At 31.0% G+C, this 18,974-nt stretch carries 17 protein-coding genes; 15 read left to right on the top strand and 2 right to left on the bottom strand.

Annotated elements, in window-relative coordinates; genetic code table 11:
* The first annotated feature begins 1 nt into the window (after position 1).
* Both B6K90_RS17340 and B6K90_RS17335 read left to right on the top strand, forming a co-directional pair.
* Positions 2 to 1,042, top strand: a complete 1,041-nt coding sequence (locus B6K90_RS17340) for an oxidoreductase (protein ID WP_088014018.1) — start codon at positions 2 to 4, stop codon at positions 1,040 to 1,042.
* 11 nt (positions 1,043 to 1,053) lie between these two features.
* Positions 1,054 to 1,536, top strand: a complete 483-nt coding sequence (locus tag B6K90_RS17335) for a heme-degrading domain-containing protein (RefSeq protein ID WP_088014017.1) — start codon at positions 1,054 to 1,056, stop codon at positions 1,534 to 1,536.
* A gap of 412 nt (positions 1,537 to 1,948) precedes the next feature.
* Here the strand turns inward: B6K90_RS17335 and B6K90_RS17330 are convergent, their stop codons facing one another.
* Together B6K90_RS17330 and B6K90_RS17325 are read right to left on the bottom strand one after the other, a co-directional pair.
* The gene (locus B6K90_RS17330; protein ID WP_088014016.1) at positions 1,949 to 3,127 is read right to left on the bottom strand and encodes a NupC/NupG family nucleoside CNT transporter; all 1,179 of its coding nucleotides are present in this window, start codon (positions 3,125 to 3,127) and stop codon (positions 1,949 to 1,951) included.
* 100 nt (positions 3,128 to 3,227) lie between these two features.
* Positions 3,228 to 3,383 (bottom strand): XapX domain-containing protein, encoded by a 156-nt coding sequence (locus tag B6K90_RS17325; RefSeq protein WP_025671048.1) that lies wholly within the window; start codon positions 3,381 to 3,383, stop codon positions 3,228 to 3,230.
* 246 nt (positions 3,384 to 3,629) lie between these two features.
* Here B6K90_RS17325 and B6K90_RS17320 point away from each other — a divergent pair, with 246 nt between their 5' ends.
* The 13 genes from B6K90_RS17320 to B6K90_RS17260 all read left to right on the top strand — a co-directional run bounded on the left by B6K90_RS17320 (position 3,630) and on the right by B6K90_RS17260 (position 18,926).
* A complete protein-coding gene (locus B6K90_RS17320; protein WP_088014015.1) occupies positions 3,630 to 4,241 on the top strand; it encodes a protein kinase family protein in 612 nt (203 codons plus the stop codon).
* Between the two features lie 108 nt (positions 4,242 to 4,349).
* The gene (locus B6K90_RS17315) at positions 4,350 to 4,871 is read left to right on the top strand and encodes a DUF4362 domain-containing protein (RefSeq protein WP_088014014.1); all 522 of its coding nucleotides are present in this window, start codon (positions 4,350 to 4,352) and stop codon (positions 4,869 to 4,871) included.
* Between the two features lie 327 nt (positions 4,872 to 5,198).
* The gene (locus B6K90_RS23950; protein WP_174567636.1) at positions 5,199 to 5,939 is read left to right on the top strand and encodes a hypothetical protein; all 741 of its coding nucleotides are present in this window, start codon (positions 5,199 to 5,201) and stop codon (positions 5,937 to 5,939) included.
* Positions 5,940 to 6,240: 301 nt separating this feature from the next.
* Positions 6,241 to 6,981, top strand: coding sequence for a GDSL-type esterase/lipase family protein (locus B6K90_RS17305; protein ID WP_167555414.1), 741 nt, complete (start codon positions 6,241 to 6,243; stop codon positions 6,979 to 6,981).
* A gap of 214 nt (positions 6,982 to 7,195) precedes the next feature.
* Positions 7,196 to 8,239 carry an XdhC family protein gene (locus B6K90_RS17300; protein ID WP_088014012.1) on the top strand — a complete coding sequence of 348 codons (1,044 nt, stop codon included), beginning with the start codon at positions 7,196 to 7,198 and terminating at the stop codon, positions 8,237 to 8,239.
* On the top strand, positions 8,229 to 8,876 hold the full coding sequence (locus tag B6K90_RS17295; protein ID WP_088014011.1) for an NTP transferase domain-containing protein: 648 nt from the start codon (positions 8,229 to 8,231) through the stop codon (positions 8,874 to 8,876). The genes B6K90_RS17300 and B6K90_RS17295 overlap by 11 nt, the downstream gene beginning before the upstream one ends.
* Before the next feature lie 569 nt (positions 8,877 to 9,445).
* The gene (locus B6K90_RS17285; RefSeq protein WP_167555413.1) at positions 9,446 to 10,492 is read left to right on the top strand and encodes an ATP-binding protein; all 1,047 of its coding nucleotides are present in this window, start codon (positions 9,446 to 9,448) and stop codon (positions 10,490 to 10,492) included.
* Positions 10,493 to 11,107: 615 nt separating this feature from the next.
* Positions 11,108 to 11,242, top strand: coding sequence for a hypothetical protein (locus tag B6K90_RS24380; RefSeq protein WP_268875903.1), 135 nt, complete (start codon positions 11,108 to 11,110; stop codon positions 11,240 to 11,242).
* 210 nt (positions 11,243 to 11,452) lie between these two features.
* A complete protein-coding gene (locus B6K90_RS17280) occupies positions 11,453 to 12,370 on the top strand; it encodes an alpha/beta hydrolase (RefSeq protein ID WP_088014008.1) in 918 nt (305 codons plus the stop codon).
* 187 nt (positions 12,371 to 12,557) lie between these two features.
* The gene (locus B6K90_RS17275) at positions 12,558 to 15,035 is read left to right on the top strand and encodes a transglycosylase domain-containing protein (RefSeq protein ID WP_088014007.1); all 2,478 of its coding nucleotides are present in this window, start codon (positions 12,558 to 12,560) and stop codon (positions 15,033 to 15,035) included.
* A 297-nt stretch (positions 15,036 to 15,332) separates the two neighbouring features.
* Complete coding sequence (locus tag B6K90_RS17270; RefSeq protein ID WP_088014006.1) at positions 15,333 to 16,067, top strand: hypothetical protein; 735 nt, start codon at positions 15,333 to 15,335, stop codon at positions 16,065 to 16,067.
* A gap of 8 nt (positions 16,068 to 16,075) precedes the next feature.
* Positions 16,076 to 17,758: a vWA domain-containing protein gene (locus B6K90_RS17265; protein WP_088014005.1), complete on the top strand. Its 1,683-nt coding sequence runs from the start codon at positions 16,076 to 16,078 to the stop codon at positions 17,756 to 17,758.
* 19 nt (positions 17,759 to 17,777) lie between these two features.
* Entirely contained in the window at positions 17,778 to 18,926 is a 1,149-nt protein-coding gene (locus tag B6K90_RS17260; RefSeq protein WP_088014004.1) for a toxic anion resistance protein, read from the top strand.
* Positions 18,927 to 18,974 lie beyond the last annotated feature (48 nt).

Here is an 18,974-nt window from a genome sequence, read left to right as displayed (position 1 = left end):
GATGAAAAAAATTAAGGTTGGTTTAGTTGGATATGGTTTTTCAGGATCTACATTCCACGCTCCATTTATTAGTGCATTAGATGAATTTGAAATGACAAAAGTTGTTAGTTCCAAAAAGGAAGAGGTAAAAAGAGATTTAGGAAATGTAGAGGTAGTAAGTAGTTTAGATGAGGTACTAAAAGATGAATTGATTGATTTAGTTGTCATTACTACACCAAGTGGTATGCATTATGAAATGGCAAAACAAAGTTTAGAAGCTGGAAAACATGTCATTTTAGAAAAACCAATGGTAGTGGAAACAAGGGAAGCAGAAGAGCTAATTAAAATTGCAGAAGAAAAGAATTTACTGTTAAGCGTTTATCATAACAGAAGATGGGATAATGACTTTTTAACAGTTAAAAAGCTAATAAATGACGGTGTATTAGGAGAAATCAATACATATCAAGTTCATTTTGACCGTTATAGACCAGAAGTAAGAAATCGATGGAGAGAAAAAGAAGGTCCTGGTTCTGGCATGTTATATGATTTAGGTTCACATTTAATTGATCAGGCTTTAAGCCTTTTTGGACAGCCTAGGTTCATTTCAGCAGATGTAATTGCACAAAGAGAAAATTCTGTAACTGATGATTATTTCCATATTATATTAGGATATGACAAACTACGAGTAATCTTACATTCTGGTTCGATCATCCCAAGTAACGGACCACGCTTTCAAGTTCATGGAAACAAAGGGAGCTTTATAAAGTATGGAATTGATGGACAAGAAGCTGCATTAAAAGAAGGTAAAAAACCTACTGAACAACCATGGGGAACAGATGAACCACAATTATATGGAAAGCTTTATACTGTTGAAGGTGAAAAAGAAATCGAAGAAACGATTGAAACGATACCAGGCTCGTATACAACGTATTATAAGAAAATTGCTGAAAGTATTTTAACAGGTTCAGATGCTCCCGTTACAGGTAAAGATGGCTTATCTGTTATAAAAATCATTGAAGCAGCACTTAAAAGTAGTAAAGAAAAGAAAGTGATCTATCTATAATTGGAGGATGTATGGAAGAGATAACTATTCAACAAAGACTTGAAGAGGTAAGAAAACAAGAAGAAAACTTAATATTTAAAAGTTTTTCAAATAATGATGCTTTAGAAATTGGTTTGTTAATTATTGAAGCAGCTAAAGGGTTTGATAAACCGGTTGCTATAAATATTTTAAAAAACGGTCAAAGCATTTTCCATTATGCAATGGATAACACCTCTCCAGACCAAGATTTATGGATCAAGCGGAAATCTAATATTGTTCTCCGTCATCATTGCAGCTCTTATTATATGAGACTTTACAACGAAATGAAAAAAAGATCATATAATGAATTTTATTCAGCCAGTCCATCTGAGTTTACTGCACATGGTGGGGCATTTCCTATTAAAATCGAAGGATCGGGCGTAATTGGCGTAATTACTGTTTCAGGCTTAGCTCAAGAGGAAGATCATCATTTGATTGTAGAGGTATTAACCAAATTCCTAAAAAAGACGGTTTAATTTTATATATAGGTAAATAAATCAAAAATGAATGCAAGTATATTAACGAGATTTTGTTTTGTTTAATATGTTATTCTTTGAACAATTTATTTCAAAATAAAAACAAACAATACAAATATTAAAATGTTTTCTTGAAATCCGTAAAAATTTCACATACCGTATTTAGTTTTTAAAAGATATTTGGATATAAAGAAAAAGAAGGGCAAAGTACAGCATAGGCTCAACCAAGAAATTTTATCAAATCAATTAGATTTTTATATATAACATTTTGTGCTCTATGGATTATTGAAGTAAAAGTTGCAAGAACAAATTCGTAATATTGACGAAAAAGATTAATAATAAAACAAAACAGCCGAAAAATTAATAAAAAGATTCGGCTGTTTTTTGTTTTCCGTTATTATAAATGATTTTATTATCTAACAAATAATCCTACAATCGTACCTGTTAAAACTGAACCTAGTGTAGCAACTAATAATACTTTTAAACCAATTTTAGCAAAAAGCTCTGATTGCTTTTTATCAATCGCAGCAACTGCTCCATATATAATACCAATTGAAGAAAAGTTAGCAAATGAAACTAAGAATGATGACACGATAGCTACAGTTTTTGTTGATAAATTAGGAATGATTTTTTGGAAATCAAGCATTGCCACAAACTCATTTGCAGCAACTTTTGTACCCATAACTGATCCCGAACGTACTAATTCATCTGTTGGGATACCCATGATGAAAGCAACTGGTGCAAAAACATAACCTAAAATTTCGGTAAATGTCATTCCGATAATCGAATTGAAAACGAAATTAATCATTGCAAGTAAACCAATGTAGGTTATTAACATTGCACCTACAATTAAGGCAACTTTACCACCATCTAGTGCACCGTTTCCGATGGCTTCAAATAATGACTTTTCTTTAATCATTTCTTTAACATTAATATCTTCATCCTGTTCTGATGTAACAGGACATGCCATTGAAGAAAGAATTAAACCAGAGAACACATTGATCGGTAGTGCAACTAGTACATATTCAGCAGGAATCATTTGCATATATGCGCCTAAGATAGAACATGATACTGCTACTAACGAAGAAGTAACGACAACAAATAATCGGTTAGGTGTAAGTTTATGTAATTCAGTTTTAACCGAAAGTATTGCTGTTGTATCACCGAATACCATACTATTTACGGCAACGAATGACTCAATCTTTGGTAATCCTGTAACTTTTGCAACTGCACCACCGATATATTTAATTGCTAACGGTAGTATTCTTGTATAAGTCAAAATTGATAATAATGAAGAAACAAAAATAATCATCATTAAAACGTTAATCCAGAAATAACCTTTTGTAGATAAATCACCAAATACAAATGAAATACCTTCGTTACCGAAAGATAAAACTTTATTAAAGAAAGCGACGATCTTTTGTAGAACTGTTCTTCCAATTGAGGTTTTTAGCATAAACCAAGCTAAAATTAATTGAACCACTAACATAATTGCTACAGCTTTATAATTAATGTGCTTTTTATCATTAGACATTAACCAACAAATAGCAAGTATCAAGATAATGCCAATGATTGCGATAATATATGACATTTATTTTCCTCCAAACTACAAAATCGTAGAATAATTTCTAATTTGCAATCTTATTGTTTCCAATCGATATAAAAATATCATTAAATACAGTCAGGTTTATTTATATAAATAGTTGAACTAATTTCATGCCACCCCATACACCTATAATTCCACAAATTGCTGAAAATACTGGAGGTGCTGGGATTGGTAATTTAATGAGTGTAAATACAACTCCAACGATTAAACCTGCGATTAAACTCATAATTATTTCATGCATATTTACTAACTCCTTTTTTGTCTATACGATTGAAACATAAATTACATATACAAACATCTCTGTTAATAGGGTAGTATCCCCAAAAATCATAGCTAATACAAATTACTACTATACAGATAACTTTTTTTGTAAATCAAAAGGATCAGTAGGTAAAAAGATTGTTTTTAGAGAATATATTTGTAAAGAAAATTCTAATCTTGAGAACTTAACATTTAAGATTATTTTCAAACTGAAAGGGGCTTTTGGATGAAACAATCGCTTTTGCAAGAAATTCATGATTTTACTTTATTTGGTGAACTTGCAGATCATTTTGAGTACTTAGCGAGTGGAAAAGATGATGTTTACACTAGAGACAATTATGTTATAAAAGTATTTAGGGAAGATGGAAAAAGTCGAGATGACGGAATGAAACTTCACCTTCTCGAACGAAGTATATACTATCCAAAAGTCCACGCATTTACGAATGATTTTATGGTGAGCGATCGAGTATTTGGTGAAACATTTTATCAATTAGATGGACATAGTAAAAATTTACGTAAACAATATGAAACTGAGATTAATCAAGCAATTTTTGACGCTCAAAATGCAGGTTTAAATGCATTCGACTTACATAATCATAATATAATGTTATCGAATGATGGCGAAGTTCGAATTGTTGACGTCGGTCGATTTTCCCTTGAAGAAGAAACTCTCCAGTTAGGATTTTTTAAATCATTGTTTGGAAGTTCCCATCGACGTCATCGAAAACATAAAAGACGACATGAACATTCATCTTCAAGAAATTACCGCAGGCACTCTTCATCATCCAGACGCCACCATCGTAGACATTCAAGTTCATATAGCTCATACTCTTCATAAACAAAAAATCCACCTTTTTACGTAAAGGTGGATTTTTAGTCACTTGTATAAGTTATATTGGAATGGAAAAACTAACCAATATTATTAATTGTAATATTGGAGGGTAAAATGTATAAATCAATTATATCGTTTTTGCTTTTAACATTTCTTGGTTTTTCCTTCGATCATTTTATGGTAGCAGAGGCTAGTGTTTTTACGAAAGAAATGCTAAAAAAAGAAATTGAGAATTACGGTGAAAAAGAAACTAACAAAATCCCATCATCGTATAGTAAAGAAGATGCACAAAAAAATGGAGATATATTAATAATAGGAAGAACTACTACACATAATGAGCGGATTAAAAAATTTGTTAATAATGTAAAAAATAAAAAGCCAGACTTTATTCGATTTGTTGAGTTTACATCAAAAGGTGATCCAGTGATTACCGAATATCAGTTTAATGGAAAATTAATTTATTATCGATTTGATAGCTCAAGAGATAGAACAGACCAATATCGAAAAGGTACATTTGCGATGAGTAAATTTGTTACAGGACCAAAAGTTTTAGAAGATTATTGCCAAAAGCTAGTCGTAAATTCCAAAAAGTCATATTTAACAAATTGTTATCATTTTGATAAGGTCGAATTTTAGTTTTTAAAAACGTCGGTTAAAAAATCGGCGTTTTTTTATTTAAGTTTCATTTTGTTCAAAAAGAAATGAGGACAGAATATTCAATCGAAATTTCACTCACCGTAATTTTCAAAGCGATATAGAATTTTAAATCAATATTTTTAAAAATTACAAATGAACAATCGTTAACATGGAAAATTTCACGTACCGTAATTTATTCCAAATTTTAATTCTTTTAACGATAAGATGGACAAAATGTTTAAAACTACTCTATAATTTCTACATAAAACTAAAAAAACTACTACTAAAAAATGGAAATAAAAAAGATTCACCAAAAGGAGTAAAAAAATGACAGAAAATTTAGTGCAAAATGAGAAAAGTGATTTAATTAAATACATACCTCCAAAAGGAGAATTTACAAAATTTGTGTCTGATGAGGATTATTTAGATAAAGGACGATTTTGGGGTTTATTTAATAAAAATCCAAAACATGATTTTTTATTCAAAGGTCAAGATTTTCAAGTAAATGTAAAGCTTGTAGGCTATGAAACTTATGGGGTTACGGATGAGTATCATACAATTATTATTGAATTTGAAGATGGCAATTTATCATGTATTCATCCTGCTTATTTAAAAGAAATGCAATCTCCAAGCTTTAAGAAAGTATACACAGTAGGTGAAAGTGAAACGAAGAACGTTGAAGAAAAGAAAACAGACACAACAACTAAGTCGAAAGAAAGTATTTCTAAAGCTACTACTAAGAAAAAAGTAGAAAAGAAAGAGGAAGTTTCAATTACTTTACCTACTGAAAAATCACATTTTAATGGCATTGTTAAAGAATTTAGTACAAAATATAATCATTTTAATGATAGCGAAGAAGAAATTGTTATTTGGGAAAATGTAGCTGTTAAAGGAGATCAAGATTTATTAATTGGAAATGCTTGGTGTTCATTGAGTAAAACATTAAAAGCAGCTGAGTTAGAGGTTGGTAAATCTTATCAATTTGATGGTAAAGTAGTTGATAAAAAATTAAACAAAGAGGTTAAATATAAACTAAATAACCCTTCAAAAGTTGCTGAGATTTCATAAATATAGAGCGAGAAAAGAAGTTTCAAATTATTTAATATGAGATTAAGTAATTTCATTAAATTGCTAACTAAAACGGTTAGCTTTTTTTATTTCTAAAAATCATTCTACTATTATCTAAACTAAGGTTATGGATACATGTTTTTGTTCTTTTAGACAAATAATTTAATAAACACACTACCTATAAAAAGGTAATATGAGTATATTCCTGAAAATTGGTAATTTAAGTCTTGTATTACTTCTTTTTATGTATCGTAAAAAGAAGTTTAGTATCTTAATACACTTATTTATGGGGGCGTATTTGTTGAGAAGAAGAAAATTAGGTATAACTTTACTAACTTTTGCTTTAGCAGGTTCTCTATTTTCAACTAAAGTACTTGCAAAAGATAATAATGGTAATGCTTATGAAACGATTGATCTAGTAGGACTTGGAGATTCTATCACATTTGGTTTTAATTTAGGTACTAATAATGATATACCATCTAATTATGCGTTCCCATTTCTTATTGGTGAAAACGCAAACCTTGAAGTTCGTGATTTAGGCGTTCCTGGTTGGACTACAGATAATCTTTTGCAAGCAATTAAACATGATACCAATTTCAGACAATCAGTCAAACATGCAGATTATATAACTTTGGAAATAGGAAATAATGATTTGTTACATACTTTGAAAAAAAGTAATAATTTAGAACAACTTCCTAGAAAGATTGCTTCAATGATGCCGAAATTAGTAGAAAACTTAAATGAAATAATTCAGGAAATTCGAGGACTTAGCGATGCTCCTGTCGTTGTTTACAATTTCTATAATCCATTTCAAGTAAGTAATCAACCTATGCATACATTATCAAATCAATTATTATCGCTCGTCATTAATCCGAAAATTGAAAGCATTGTAGGTAAATACAAGAAAATTAAAATAGCTGATGCTTTTTCTGCATTTGGTGAAAAACAAGCAACTTATGTTCGACATGGAGATATTCATCCAACTGTTGAAGGACAAATTGTATTGGCAAATATTGGAAAGAACGCGCTAGGTATAAAATAATAATAGATATTGAACAAAGTTTTTATTTTTCACTTTAAATGATGAATTGTAACTGCTTTAAAATTATTGGTTAACCATAAATTGTGGTTAATCTTTTTTTTTAGTATTCGTTATTTCTTAAGTTAATTAATTTTAGAATCCAGACATAACATATTTATCATAGAACTATATATTAAAAATGTCGTTTTAAAAGTTTACATTTAGGAGTGATCTAATGGAAAGTATCCATGAGATACTAAATGAGATATCATCATCTAAAGAAGGGGATGTACTAGCTACAATTATTCACGTAGAAGGCTCTGCATACCGCAAAGAAGGAACTTCCATGTTATTTAAGGGGAATGGGAAAGAAGTTGGTTTATTAAGTGCCGGTTGCCTTGAAGCAGATTTGTCTTATCGAGTTCAAGAAACAAGAGTAAGAAAGACACCTCAAACTGTTACATATGATATGAGTGCAGAGGATGATTTAACATGGGGAAATGGAGCAGGGTGTAACGGGATAATTACTGTGCTTTTAGAGCCAATTGATGAAAGTATGTTTAATTTACTAACTAGATTAAAAACATTTCTTTTAAATGGTACAAGTGTATCGATGATGAAAATTTTATCGAATGATAACAATGATGTGGATACTTTGTTCTTAGTAGATGAAAAGACATTTTTTGGGAATTGTAATGAGCGAAAATTAGATTATCTTAAAGATGTTTTAAATGAATTACAATGCACTAATCAGAAAAGCGGACTTAGAACGATTGAACCGGTTGGAACTAATATGTATTTACATACTTTTTATCCTAAGCCTCGTTTATTCGTGTTTGGAGCTGGAAAGGATGCGATTCCGTTAGTAAAACTTGCATCTTTAGCAGGATTCTTCGTAACGTTAACCGATTGGCGATCTGATTTATGTTCTAAAGAATTCTTTCCAGACGCAGATCAACTAATCGTTGGCTTTCCTAGCGAGATAATACCAAGACTTCAATTGACTACTTCTGATTCAGCCATAATCATTACTCATCAATTTCAAAAAGATAAAGAAATATTAAATCATATTTTAAATATTAATCTTAAGTATTTAGGAGTTCTTGGTGGTAAAAAGCGAATACAACGTCTTTTGGATGGTAAAAAAATAGATTCAGAAATAAATAGTCCAGCTGGGCTACAAATTGGTGCTGAGGGTCCGGAAGAGATTGCTATCAGTATTGTTGGTGAATTAATTCAAAGACAAAGAATAAAGAAGAATTCTAAGCATGAAGAATAGTAGAATCATTGCAATTTTACTTGCTGCAGGTAGTAGTAAAAGAATGGGGCAAAATAAAATTTCACTTCCATTAGGCAATTCAACAATTGGAAGTTTTGGTTTACGTAAATTTATCAATTCTAATATTGACCATGTTTATGTTGTAACAAAAGAAAATGATTCACTAAATTGGATTAGTAATGATCTTTTACAAAAACCTTATAATGACTTTTGGACACATGTACCATGTAAAAGTGCTAACATGGGCCAATCATACTCTTTAAAATGTGGTTTAAAAGCAGCTCTAAAAACAAAGCCTATAGGGATAATGATCCTCCTTGCAGACCAACCTTTTTTATCGATCCAAACTATTAATGAATTACATCAAAATTATTTAAATCGTGTTAGTAAGAATTCAACAATTCCTTTTTTAGCAGCAAGCTTTCATGGTGTACCTAGACCGCCAATCATATTTTCGTCTAATACTGTACCAGACTTATTCATGTTGAATGGAGATGAAGGAGCAAGAGCAATTATTCGAAATCATCCTAATTTAGAAGGGTTATTAGTTGAATTTGGAAACAAGTGGGACTTTTTCGATATCGATACAAAAGAGACGTATGAAGTAGCGAAGAGAAATGAACATAATGGATATTAAAAAAGAGTTAAACTTTGTGAAATAGGTAGGTGTGGAGTAAGTGCATTATATTAGTGAATTCATGTCTATGGATGACTTATTTCAGAAAATTATACTCCAGGTATGATTTTGGTTCTAAAAGCTCTATTTATTCTAATATAAACTATTTAAAACTTTGTCCTTCTATATTTCTCCTATGGTTCATAGGGTGAATATGAGGGGGTTTTTTGTGTTTAGAGATATTCTTAATTTTCTATATGGTGCATTTGCTGGTTTTTGTATTTTGAAAATAATAAGCAATCTGTTGATAAATAATAATTCATATACTCTGTTCTATTTATTTTGTTTACTAATGATCATAATAAAAGAACGCCAAAAAGATGGTTTTTTACACGGAATTAGTTTTAAAAATAAGAAGTAAATTTCTTTCAGTCTTTAAGTTTTTTAATTAAATTATAAATTTGGCTAAATATTTGTATTTAACTCAAAAATAGGACGTGGGTTTATTTCCGAAAATTCAGAAATGTGATATTCTAATTTTATACTAGATTAATTTTAAATTTTTAGTCATCAAAATAGGAAGGAGAATGATGACTTTGGTTTCAAAAAGTAATTTGAATGAAGATGATAAATTAATAAATCATGTTGACCTACATGAAGTTTTTAATAATATGGCAGAAGGATGTTACTATTTAAATTCGAAAATGGAATTTGTATTTATTAATAAGGTAGCTGAAGCAATGATTGAAAGGCCTAAAGAAGAGTTATTAGGTGTTTGTTTATGGAAGGCATTACCTAATTATGTAAATACTGATGTATATTACTATTACAATAAGGCTTATAATGAACAAAAAATTCAATCGTTTGAAACAATAGCAGAATACTCATTTATATCTTACGAAATTAAGGTGATACCTGATCAGAATGGGATACTAGCAATTTTTAGTGATATATCTGAGAAAAAAATACAGGAAGAAGAGCAGAGATATTATGAAAAACTAAAAATAATAGGAGAAATGGCTGCTGGTGTAGCGCATGAAATTAGAAATCCACTCACTACTGTAAAGGGGTTTTTACAGTTAGGTTTACAAAATAAAGATTTTGAAAGCTATAGCCAAATATTTGAAGTTATGATCGATGAAATTAATCGAGTTAACTTAATTATTACTGAATTTCTCGATATTGCAAAGAAAAAGCCTAACAAACTTGAAGAACATAATTTAAATCAAATAATAAATACTTTTTATCCATTACTTGAAACTAGATCATTAAAAGAGGACAAACTGATTATAAGAGAGCTAAATGATATTCCTAATGTAATCATTGATCAAAATGAAATTCGACAGCTACTTTTGAATATAGTTAGTAATTCTTTAGACGCGATGGATGTTGGAAAAACTGTAAAAATACATACTTATATGGAAGACGATAAAATTGTTATGTCAATTAGTGATGAAGGTACTGGCATTCCATCGGAAATAATCGAGCGAATATCCACCCCATTTGTCACATCAAAAGAAAATGGAACTGGATTAGGTTTAGCAATTTGCTATGCGATTGCTAAGCGAAATAATGCTACTATTGATTTTACAACAAGTGAAAATGGTACGAATTTTAATATTAGATTTAATAGATGAGTGCTTTTCGTTATAAATTTTTTAAAGCTTTGTCTAAATATAAATTTAATTGCCATTTTTTCGATTAATAAGTTGTTAGAATTAATTATAAATTATGATATAATATGGGTATAATAAAAAAGAGTTTGGTGCTGGTAACACCAAACTTAAAGTACTACATCCGTAGTGATACGGCTGACAAATATGTCCTTGGGGAAGGACGGTTACTTCTTATTAGAAGTAATATTGATGATGGCAACGATTAAGCTAATTAGCGCAATCGTTGCCATTACACTTTCTAGCATTAAACTGATCGTTTCATGCTCCGTCATAGGCATCACCACCTTTCATTGAAGGGTAGGTTAGCCGAATCCCAAGTTATGTAGTATCTCTATTATACCATTTTCCGACTTTTTTCGCTTGAAATTATTTGAAAGATTTTCCATTTTTTAATAACAAATTTATGAATAGATTATGGAGAATAGAAAAGCTCTATTTATTTCATCTAATACAGTCTCTCAAACGCAACTTTGTGAAATTTGTCACGAAATGTACATAAGATCAAGAATTCACTTTAAACTTTATATGTTATATTTAACTTGTGAAAGTCATAACAAACAAAAAGGTGGTAATCTTATGTTTTTAGTGATTGGATTCTGTGCAATGTTTTTATTTTATTTAGTCGCAATCACAACATTAGTTATATTAACAAGTAAACAAGGACCACAAGATTGTATAATGGAAGACATCACAAAATTAGCACATAAGTAAATTTTTGTAGTCATTATAAGTTCTTTATATGGGGTTCCTAAAATTCGGTAAAACTGAAATTTAGGAACCCCTTATCTATTGATAAACAGGAACTTAAAAAGATACAATTAATACATAAATAAAAGTTCATTTATACTATCAAAGTCAAACATATTTCATAATTTAAATAGAGAACTTCTATTTGGCTTATAGACAAAAGGAGTGTGCAAGATGGAACGGAAAAAAATAAATAAGCTTTTAATTTGGATGTTAGCTTTATCTCCGGTATTATTCTTCCTAATACCGATACTAGTCGGTTTAATTTTAACGCATCCATTTAGACGAAAAACAGAACAAACTCCTGCTGATTACAATTTGGAATTTGAAGAAGTTGAATTTAAAAGTAGTCTTGATCGAGTTGTACTAAGAGGTTGGTGGATACCAGCAAAAAATTCAACTTCTAAAACTGTCATAACAGCACACGGGTATACAGATGAACGAAGTCAAAAAAAGATTAATGGTCTTCAAATTGTGAAATCAATCCATGATCGTGGGTATAATGTATTGATGTTTGACTTCCGTAATAGTGGAAAATCAGGAGGACGAACAACTGGAATTGGGTATTATGAACAACATGATTTATCGTCTGCAGTAGATTATGTCATCAGTGAACGAAAACAGCAAGATATTGTTTTGCTCGGATGGAGTATGGGCGGAGCAACTTGTTTACTAGTAGGTAGTCTTCATCCGCAAATTAAAGGAGTTATAGCAGACAGTCCATTTCATGATTTGCAAACATATTTAGAAGATAATTTAAGTGTTTGGTCTAAATTACCTAAAAAACCTTTTACGTCAATTATTTTAAGGTCTATGAAACATTTATTAAACATTGACCCAAAAGAAGTGTCGCCGGTCATATCAGTTCAAAAAGCAAATTCTACAAATTATTTATTAATACATGGAAAGAATGATATAAAAGTACCATTCAGTAGTAGTGAAATGATCTATAACCAAATCCCTAATGAAAACGATAAAGCATTATGGCTGACAGATCATGGACATATCACAACTTTTATAGAAGAACCGGAAACATACACTAAAAAAGTAATTGATTTTATTGATAAAACGTTTTCTACTAAAGAAAATTGAATAAATAATTATTGTGAAACAGATGAACCAGAAGTAAAGTTTATCTGTTTTTTTAGTTGAGAAAGATGTTCTTCAGTACATGAAAGTAGAGCGTGTAGAAAATACTACTATTTATAAATTAGTTTATAAAAAGGTATAAATTTTTGTCCAAAAAGCTCTATTTTACTGAAAAGGCAGGCGAACTAAGATGGCAAATGAATATCGTTCGCGAGAAGAACGTAAACGACTAGAAAAGCCTTCAAAAATTTCCGATAAGTCTGATGGCTTATGGAAAAAAATTACTGTAACATTATTATCAATCGTAATTGTTTTCATACTAATCGGTGTAGGAATATTTTCATATTTAGTTAGCGGAGCACCCGCACTAGATGAATCAAAACTTAAAGTACCGATATCTTCTACTATAGTTGATAAAGATGGAAAAGTTGTTGCCGAATTAGGTAGAGAACAACGAACAAAAGTGTCCTACAATGAAATTCCTAAGGTAGTAGAAGACGCATTTATTGCGACAGAAGATGTGCGGTTTTATAAACATAAAGGCGTAGACATTCGACGGGTATTCGGAGCAGTTTTAGCGAATATTACTGGAGGTTTTGGATCGCAAGGTGGAAGTACGATCACCCAGCAAGTAGTAAAAAACTCATTTTTATCTTCTCAAAAAACAATTAAGCGTAAAGTTCAGGAATGGTATTTAGCTTTTAAATTAGAACAAAGATACTCTAAACATCAAATTTTAGAAATGTATTTAAATAAAGTTTACTTTTCAAATGGTCTAAAAGGGCGAGGAGTTTATGGTGTAGCCAAAGCTTGTGAAACTTATTTTAGTAAAGATTTATCTAAAATTACATTACCAGAAGCAGCAACTTTAGCAGGTATGGTAAAAGCTCCAAATAGCTATAATCCTGCAAAGCACCCTGTTGAGTCACAAAATCGTAGAGATACAGTCTTAAGTCAAATGAAAAAATATGGTTATATTACTGATCAACAATATACAAATGCAAAAGCAATACCAATGAAATCATTAGTAAAAGTTCATGAATCTGGTGGTACAAAATATAATTCATTTATCGATGTTGTCGTGAATGAAGTGGAAAAAAACAGTGATGCAAATGTTTATACAGATGGACTGACGATTGAAACTACTTTAGATCCTAAAGCTCAAGATAAAGCAGATGAAATATTAAGTAGAGGCAAAAGCTTCTATCCTAGTGATGAATTTCAAACTGGATTTGTATTATTAGATACGAAAACAGGTGAAATACGAGCAGTTGGCGCTGGTAGAAATACTAGTACTGGTGGTTTAAATTTTGCTACTGATATTAAAAGACAGCCTGGATCTTCAATTAAACCTATTCTTGATTACGCGCCAGCCATTCAGTATTTAAAATGGTCAACTTATCATCAAATTCTTGACGAGTCTTACACATATTCTAATGGTACACCTATTAGAAACTGGGATCGAAAATATAAAGGTGATATTTCAATTCGATTAGCACTAGTCGATTCACGAAATATCCCTGCATTAAAGACTTTCCAGGCTGTAGGAAGTGATCGTTCTAGAGAATTTGGGAATGGATTAGGGTTTAACTTTTCGAAAAATACATATTATGAGTCCTATTCTATAGGTGGATTCACAGGTGTATCAGCAATGGAGATGGCAGGAGCTTATGCTGCTTTTGGAAATGGTGGAATCTATAATAAGCCTCACTCCGTTAAAAAAATTATTTATCCTGATAAAACTGAAAAAGTATTTGCAACTGAGCCTAAACAAGTAATGAGTGATTATACAGCTTATATGATCACAGATATGCTTCGCGATGTAGTTAAAACACCACTTGGTACAGGTAAAAGAGCAAATGTACCTGGTCTTGATATGGCAGGTAAAACAGGTACGACAAACTACTCTGATGAAGTAAAACAAAAATACGGATTTCCAGATAATGCAACTCGTGATAGTTGGTTTATAGGCTATTCTTCTGATGTTACAATGGCTGTTTGGACTGGGTATGAAAAAAATAAAAAGAATAATTTTCTTGGTAAAGGCTCAACGAATATTGCAAAATTCATTGCAAGAGATATGTTAGCTTCTAATGGAGATAGAAACGCAATCTTTAGAAAACCTTCATCAGTTGAAGAAATACGTAATGAATTATATATTCGAGGAGAAAAAGTTGATGATATTCCTAAAGATATAGTGATTGAGTCTGTAAAAAATGTTAAGGCAAATTATGATCCTGTAACAAGTAATATTTCATTAAGTTGGTCGTATCCTGCAAATCTAATTCAAAAAACTACTTTTGAAGTAAGTTATACAGTAAATGGTGCAGCGGGACAAACGCAAAAAATTCAAGGTACAGCAACAAGTATTAATGGAATCGTCCCTGGGAATATTGTGAAAATAACAATCATTGCTTCGAGCGCTGAAGGTAAGAGTGGTCCTGTTACAGTTACTGTTGATTTATCTTCAACTGAACAACCAACTACACCACCGACAAATGAAGGTGGACAAGGCACTGGAAATGGACAGGAAAATGGTAATGGGCAAGGTAATGGGAACGGGACAGGAGAAGGTACGAAGCCAGGTGAAGAAACACCAGGTACAGGAGGCGAGAATGGAGATAATATTGTAAATCCTATCGAACCGAATCCAAATAATCCTCATTAAATATTAATTTATAACGCATTGAGAAAATATCAATGCGTTTTTTTTAGTGAATTATGTTTAAGGAATGGAAGATATGATAGATTGGCGTATATTTGCAACAATCTGCACTGAAGAGAAAAGGGATTAAATTTTATTAAACCATCAAAAAGACTGCTTAGCGGTCTTTTTTTAGTTAATTGTTGTAAAGAAAATTTTAAGTTTGTTCATTATTTAAGTAATTTTATTAAACTAAAAAATCAGAATGATAAATATAAATGAGTAATAGAGCATAAATAGAGTATAGCGGAGGAGTGAAGTATGATAAAAGGATTAAAATTAGTGGGGCTAATCGCATTTATTTCGATTTTGAATGTGATTGTATTCTCTCCAGGTTTAATCGGAATCCAATTAATTAATGCGAGTGCATTTCAAACTGCATTTGGGGTATCGTTCATAATAGCGAATTTGTTAGTACTTCTATTTAGTTTGTTTCAACTTTATTTCAAGCCTGTTAAAGATAAGTCAATTAAGCAGCTAAAAACAAATGAAGATTTCGTTCTTGCTTTAAGTCGATATAAAAATAATAAAGTACTAAAAGAAGATATTATTACTTCAATTGAGCAAATCGAACGGATGAAAAAGAAAAAAGGCGTTTTTTATAACTTATTAACGGATCGATTTTCTCCAACCGAAATTACATACAACAAGTTTGCATCTGTTGTGGACGAGGTTGAGACATTATTTTATTTAAGAATAAGAAACATCCTAAACAAGATTAGTACTTTTGATGAACTTGAATATAAAAAAATAAAGGGGAAAGACGGATTACGATACTCAAAGTCATTAATTCAAGAGAAAACAAATCTTTTTAATGAATATATCAAATTCGTAAAAAGGGCAATTGAAATGAATGAAGAGATTCTTGTTAATATTGATAAACTAATTTTAGAAATTTCAAGACTAGATGAAATAGGAATCGATGATATTGAAAAAATGGAATGTATGAAAGAAATCGATTCGTTAATTCAACAAACAAAATTTTATAGGCAATGAATGGAAGGATGATAAAAATGAGGAAGTTTCTTTTTGTATCTATTGCAGTGATTGTTGTAGTTTTTCTTCTTGTCTATATTGGTATTAATATGACTTCAGAAGATAAAGTTGTGAAAATTACTGATAAAAATAAAAATCAGCAATTAGCTAAAATGATCTCAAAAATAAATATTTCGAAAGCAAAACCAATTAAAGGTCAAATTGACTTAAGTACAGCTGATGTGGCAAGTGAACTTCCTGATATATCTAAATTTCCTGTAACCGTAGATAATACGACTGATAGTTTCGTTGAAATTTTTTCATCGACTGAAAAATCTAGTGATGGGAAAAATGGTTGGTTAAACGAAGTCGCAAATAAGTTTAATGATGCAAAATTTAATCTAAATGGTAAGCAAGTATCTGTAAGTATAAGAAACATTGCATCTGGTACTGCAACAGACTTTATTAAATCAGGTAAATATGTTCCTGATGCTTTTACACCGTCAAATGAACTTTGGGGTCAAATGATTACGGCAAGTGGTGTTAAAACAGAAACCGTCTCCTCGCGATTAGTTGGAAATGTTCCTGGTATTGTCATTTCGAAGTCAAAATATAATGAGTTAATGAAAAAGTATAGTAAAGTCGATCCGAAAACAGTCATCGAAGCAATGACAAAAAACGAACTATCAATGGGATATACCGATCCATTTACTAGTTCAACAGGATTAAATTTTTTAGTTACGACTTTAAATTCCTTTGATTCAAAAGATGTATTAAGCGATACTGCTGTGAGAGGGTTTGAAAGCTTTCAAGCAAATGTACCGTTCACTGCTTCTACGACTCTACAAATGAGTGATGCTGCAGAATCAGGCGTTCTAGATGCATTTGTTTTAGAATATCAAACATTTGTAAATTCACCTGATTTAAAAAATAGTTACGAATTTATACCATTTGGAGTGCGTCACGACAGTCCACTTTATGCATTAGGGAATTTACCAAAAGAGAAAATGGATATTTTGAAAAAATTTGCTGAATTTACAGGTCAAAATAATCTTCAATCACTTGCAAAACAAGATGGGTTTAACGGGTTGAACAATTACAAATCAGAGCTTAAAACAATCGATGGGGATACTTTAAGTGCTGCACAGAAACTTTGGAAAGGAAAGAAGAATACTTCAAATCCAATTGCTGCGATTTTTGTAGCAGATGTTTCAGGTAGTATGGATGGTAAACCATTAAATGAGCTAAAAGAATCACTACTTAAAGGTCAAAAATATTTAGGAAGAGATAATAGTATTGGTCTAATCTCTTACTCTGCCGATGTTACGATTAATCTTCCAATTGCAAAATATGATGCAAATCAACAGTCAAAATTTGTTGGTGCAGTATCTAGCCTCGATGCTAGCGGAGATACAGCAACAAACGATGGAATCCTTGTAGCAATTAATATGCTAAAAGATGAAATGAAAAAAAATCCAAATGTTAGACCGCTCATTTTTGTCCTAACCGATGGTGAGACCAATCATGGGAATTCATTGAAGAATGTAAAAGGAATCATAAAAGCATATAAAATTCCAATTTATACGATTGGTTATAACGCTAATATTAAAGCGCTTGAAAGTATTTCGAATATTAACGAAGCTGCAAATATTAATGCTGATTCAGATGACGTAATCTATAAAATTCGTAATCTCTTTAATGTTCAACTTTAATTAGTAGGAGGATTTAAGAATGTCATTTTCTATGCAAGTTGTAAATGAAGAGGAAATCAAAGCAGTAATAGAAGAGCAAGTAAAGCCTGTACCAGAGGAATTAATGAAATTAAAAGCAACCGCGGATGCAAATGTAGCGATGATTATGGAAATAGACACTGTTTCAAAAGAAACATACGAAAAACGAAAGGAAATTCTTCAATCAATCGAATCATTTGGATTACAGACGATGAAATCTTCTTCGAATAAAAATTCTCTTCTAAAGGTTTCACTTGGTCAACTTGCTAAAAGTGGAGACGAAGGAGGGCAAGTTGCAAAAGGATTATCAGAGTTACAAGTACAATTAAAGGATTTAGATCCAAGTGTCATTAATTTTGCAAAATCAGGTTTATTAGGTAAGTTATTTAATCCTATTCGTTCATATTTTCAAAGATTTGAAAAAGCAGATGTCGCAATCGCAGATATCGTAAAGTCACTTGATAAGGGTAAAAAAATTCTCGAAAATGATAACACGACATTAGAGCTTGAACAACTATCTCTTCGAACGCTATCAAAAACACTAGAAAAGGAAATCCAACTTGGAACATTAATGGATGAGTCAATTGAAAATCAAATTGAAAAAGCAAAAATCGAAGGGGAAGATCAAGAAAAAATTAAATTCATCTCAGAGGAAGTTCTTTATCCGTTACGACAACGAGTCATGGACCTACAGCAAATGTTAGTTGTAAATCACCAAGGAGATATGTCGTATGAGGTTGTCATTCGGAATAATCGTGAATTAATTCGAGGTGTTGAACGTGCAAAAACGGTTACGATTTCTGCACTTAATACTGCAGTAACAGTAGCAAGTGCTCTATATAATCAAAAAATCGTTTTACAAAAAATCACTGCTTTAAATCAAACAACAAATACGATTATTGAAGGTACTTCTAGATTATTAAAGGAGCAAGGAGTTGCAATCCAAAAACAAGCGATGGAGTCAGCGGTTTCTGTTGAAACATTGAAAAATTCATTCACAAACGTCATATCAGCGTTTGAATCGATTAGTACATTTAAACAAGAAGCTTTGCCAAAAATGCGTCAAACAATCCTACAATTTCAAGAATTAGCCGAAGTCGGTACAAAGCAGATTGAAAGACTTGAAAAAGGGAATCGGATTGGATTATAGGTGCTTGATTGCAAAAAACTAAGATTGTTTGATCTTAGTTTTTTGCTT

The organism is Gottfriedia acidiceleris, assembly GCF_002128425.1.
GTDB classification, from domain to species: Bacteria; Bacillota; Bacilli; order Bacillales; family Bacillaceae_G; genus Gottfriedia; species Gottfriedia acidiceleris.
This window is presented reverse-complemented; position numbering and strand designations above follow the sequence as displayed.

What these genes read in the sequence shown, in the direction of transcription:
- B6K90_RS17340 (WP_088014018.1), top strand. Translation starts at nt 2, where the DNA reads ATGAAAAAAATTAAGGTTGGTTTAGTTGGATATGGTTTTTCAGGATCT.
- B6K90_RS17335 (WP_088014017.1), top strand. Translation starts at nt 1,054, where the DNA reads ATGGAAGAGATAACTATTCAACAAAGACTTGAAGAGGTAAGAAAACAA.
- B6K90_RS17330 (WP_088014016.1), bottom strand. Translation starts at nt 3,127, where the DNA reads ATGTCATATATTATCGCAATCATTGGCATTATCTTGATACTTGCTATT.
- B6K90_RS17325 (WP_025671048.1), bottom strand. Translation starts at nt 3,383, where the DNA reads ATGCATGAAATAATTATGAGTTTAATCGCAGGTTTAATCGTTGGAGTT.
- B6K90_RS17320 (WP_088014015.1), top strand. Translation starts at nt 3,630, where the DNA reads ATGAAACAATCGCTTTTGCAAGAAATTCATGATTTTACTTTATTTGGT.
- B6K90_RS17315 (WP_088014014.1), top strand. Translation starts at nt 4,350, where the DNA reads ATGTATAAATCAATTATATCGTTTTTGCTTTTAACATTTCTTGGTTTT.
- B6K90_RS23950 (WP_174567636.1), top strand. Translation starts at nt 5,199, where the DNA reads ATGACAGAAAATTTAGTGCAAAATGAGAAAAGTGATTTAATTAAATAC.
- B6K90_RS17300 (WP_088014012.1), top strand. Translation starts at nt 7,196, where the DNA reads ATGGAAAGTATCCATGAGATACTAAATGAGATATCATCATCTAAAGAA.
- B6K90_RS17295 (WP_088014011.1), top strand. Translation starts at nt 8,229, where the DNA reads ATGAAGAATAGTAGAATCATTGCAATTTTACTTGCTGCAGGTAGTAGT.
- B6K90_RS17285 (WP_167555413.1), top strand. Translation starts at nt 9,446, where the DNA reads ATGACTTTGGTTTCAAAAAGTAATTTGAATGAAGATGATAAATTAATA.
- B6K90_RS24380 (WP_268875903.1), top strand. Translation starts at nt 11,108, where the DNA reads ATGTTTTTAGTGATTGGATTCTGTGCAATGTTTTTATTTTATTTAGTC.
- B6K90_RS17280 (WP_088014008.1), top strand. Translation starts at nt 11,453, where the DNA reads ATGGAACGGAAAAAAATAAATAAGCTTTTAATTTGGATGTTAGCTTTA.
- B6K90_RS17275 (WP_088014007.1), top strand. Translation starts at nt 12,558, where the DNA reads ATGGCAAATGAATATCGTTCGCGAGAAGAACGTAAACGACTAGAAAAG.
- B6K90_RS17270 (WP_088014006.1), top strand. Translation starts at nt 15,333, where the DNA reads ATGATAAAAGGATTAAAATTAGTGGGGCTAATCGCATTTATTTCGATT.
- B6K90_RS17265 (WP_088014005.1), top strand. Translation starts at nt 16,076, where the DNA reads ATGATAAAAATGAGGAAGTTTCTTTTTGTATCTATTGCAGTGATTGTT.
- B6K90_RS17260 (WP_088014004.1), top strand. Translation starts at nt 17,778, where the DNA reads ATGTCATTTTCTATGCAAGTTGTAAATGAAGAGGAAATCAAAGCAGTA.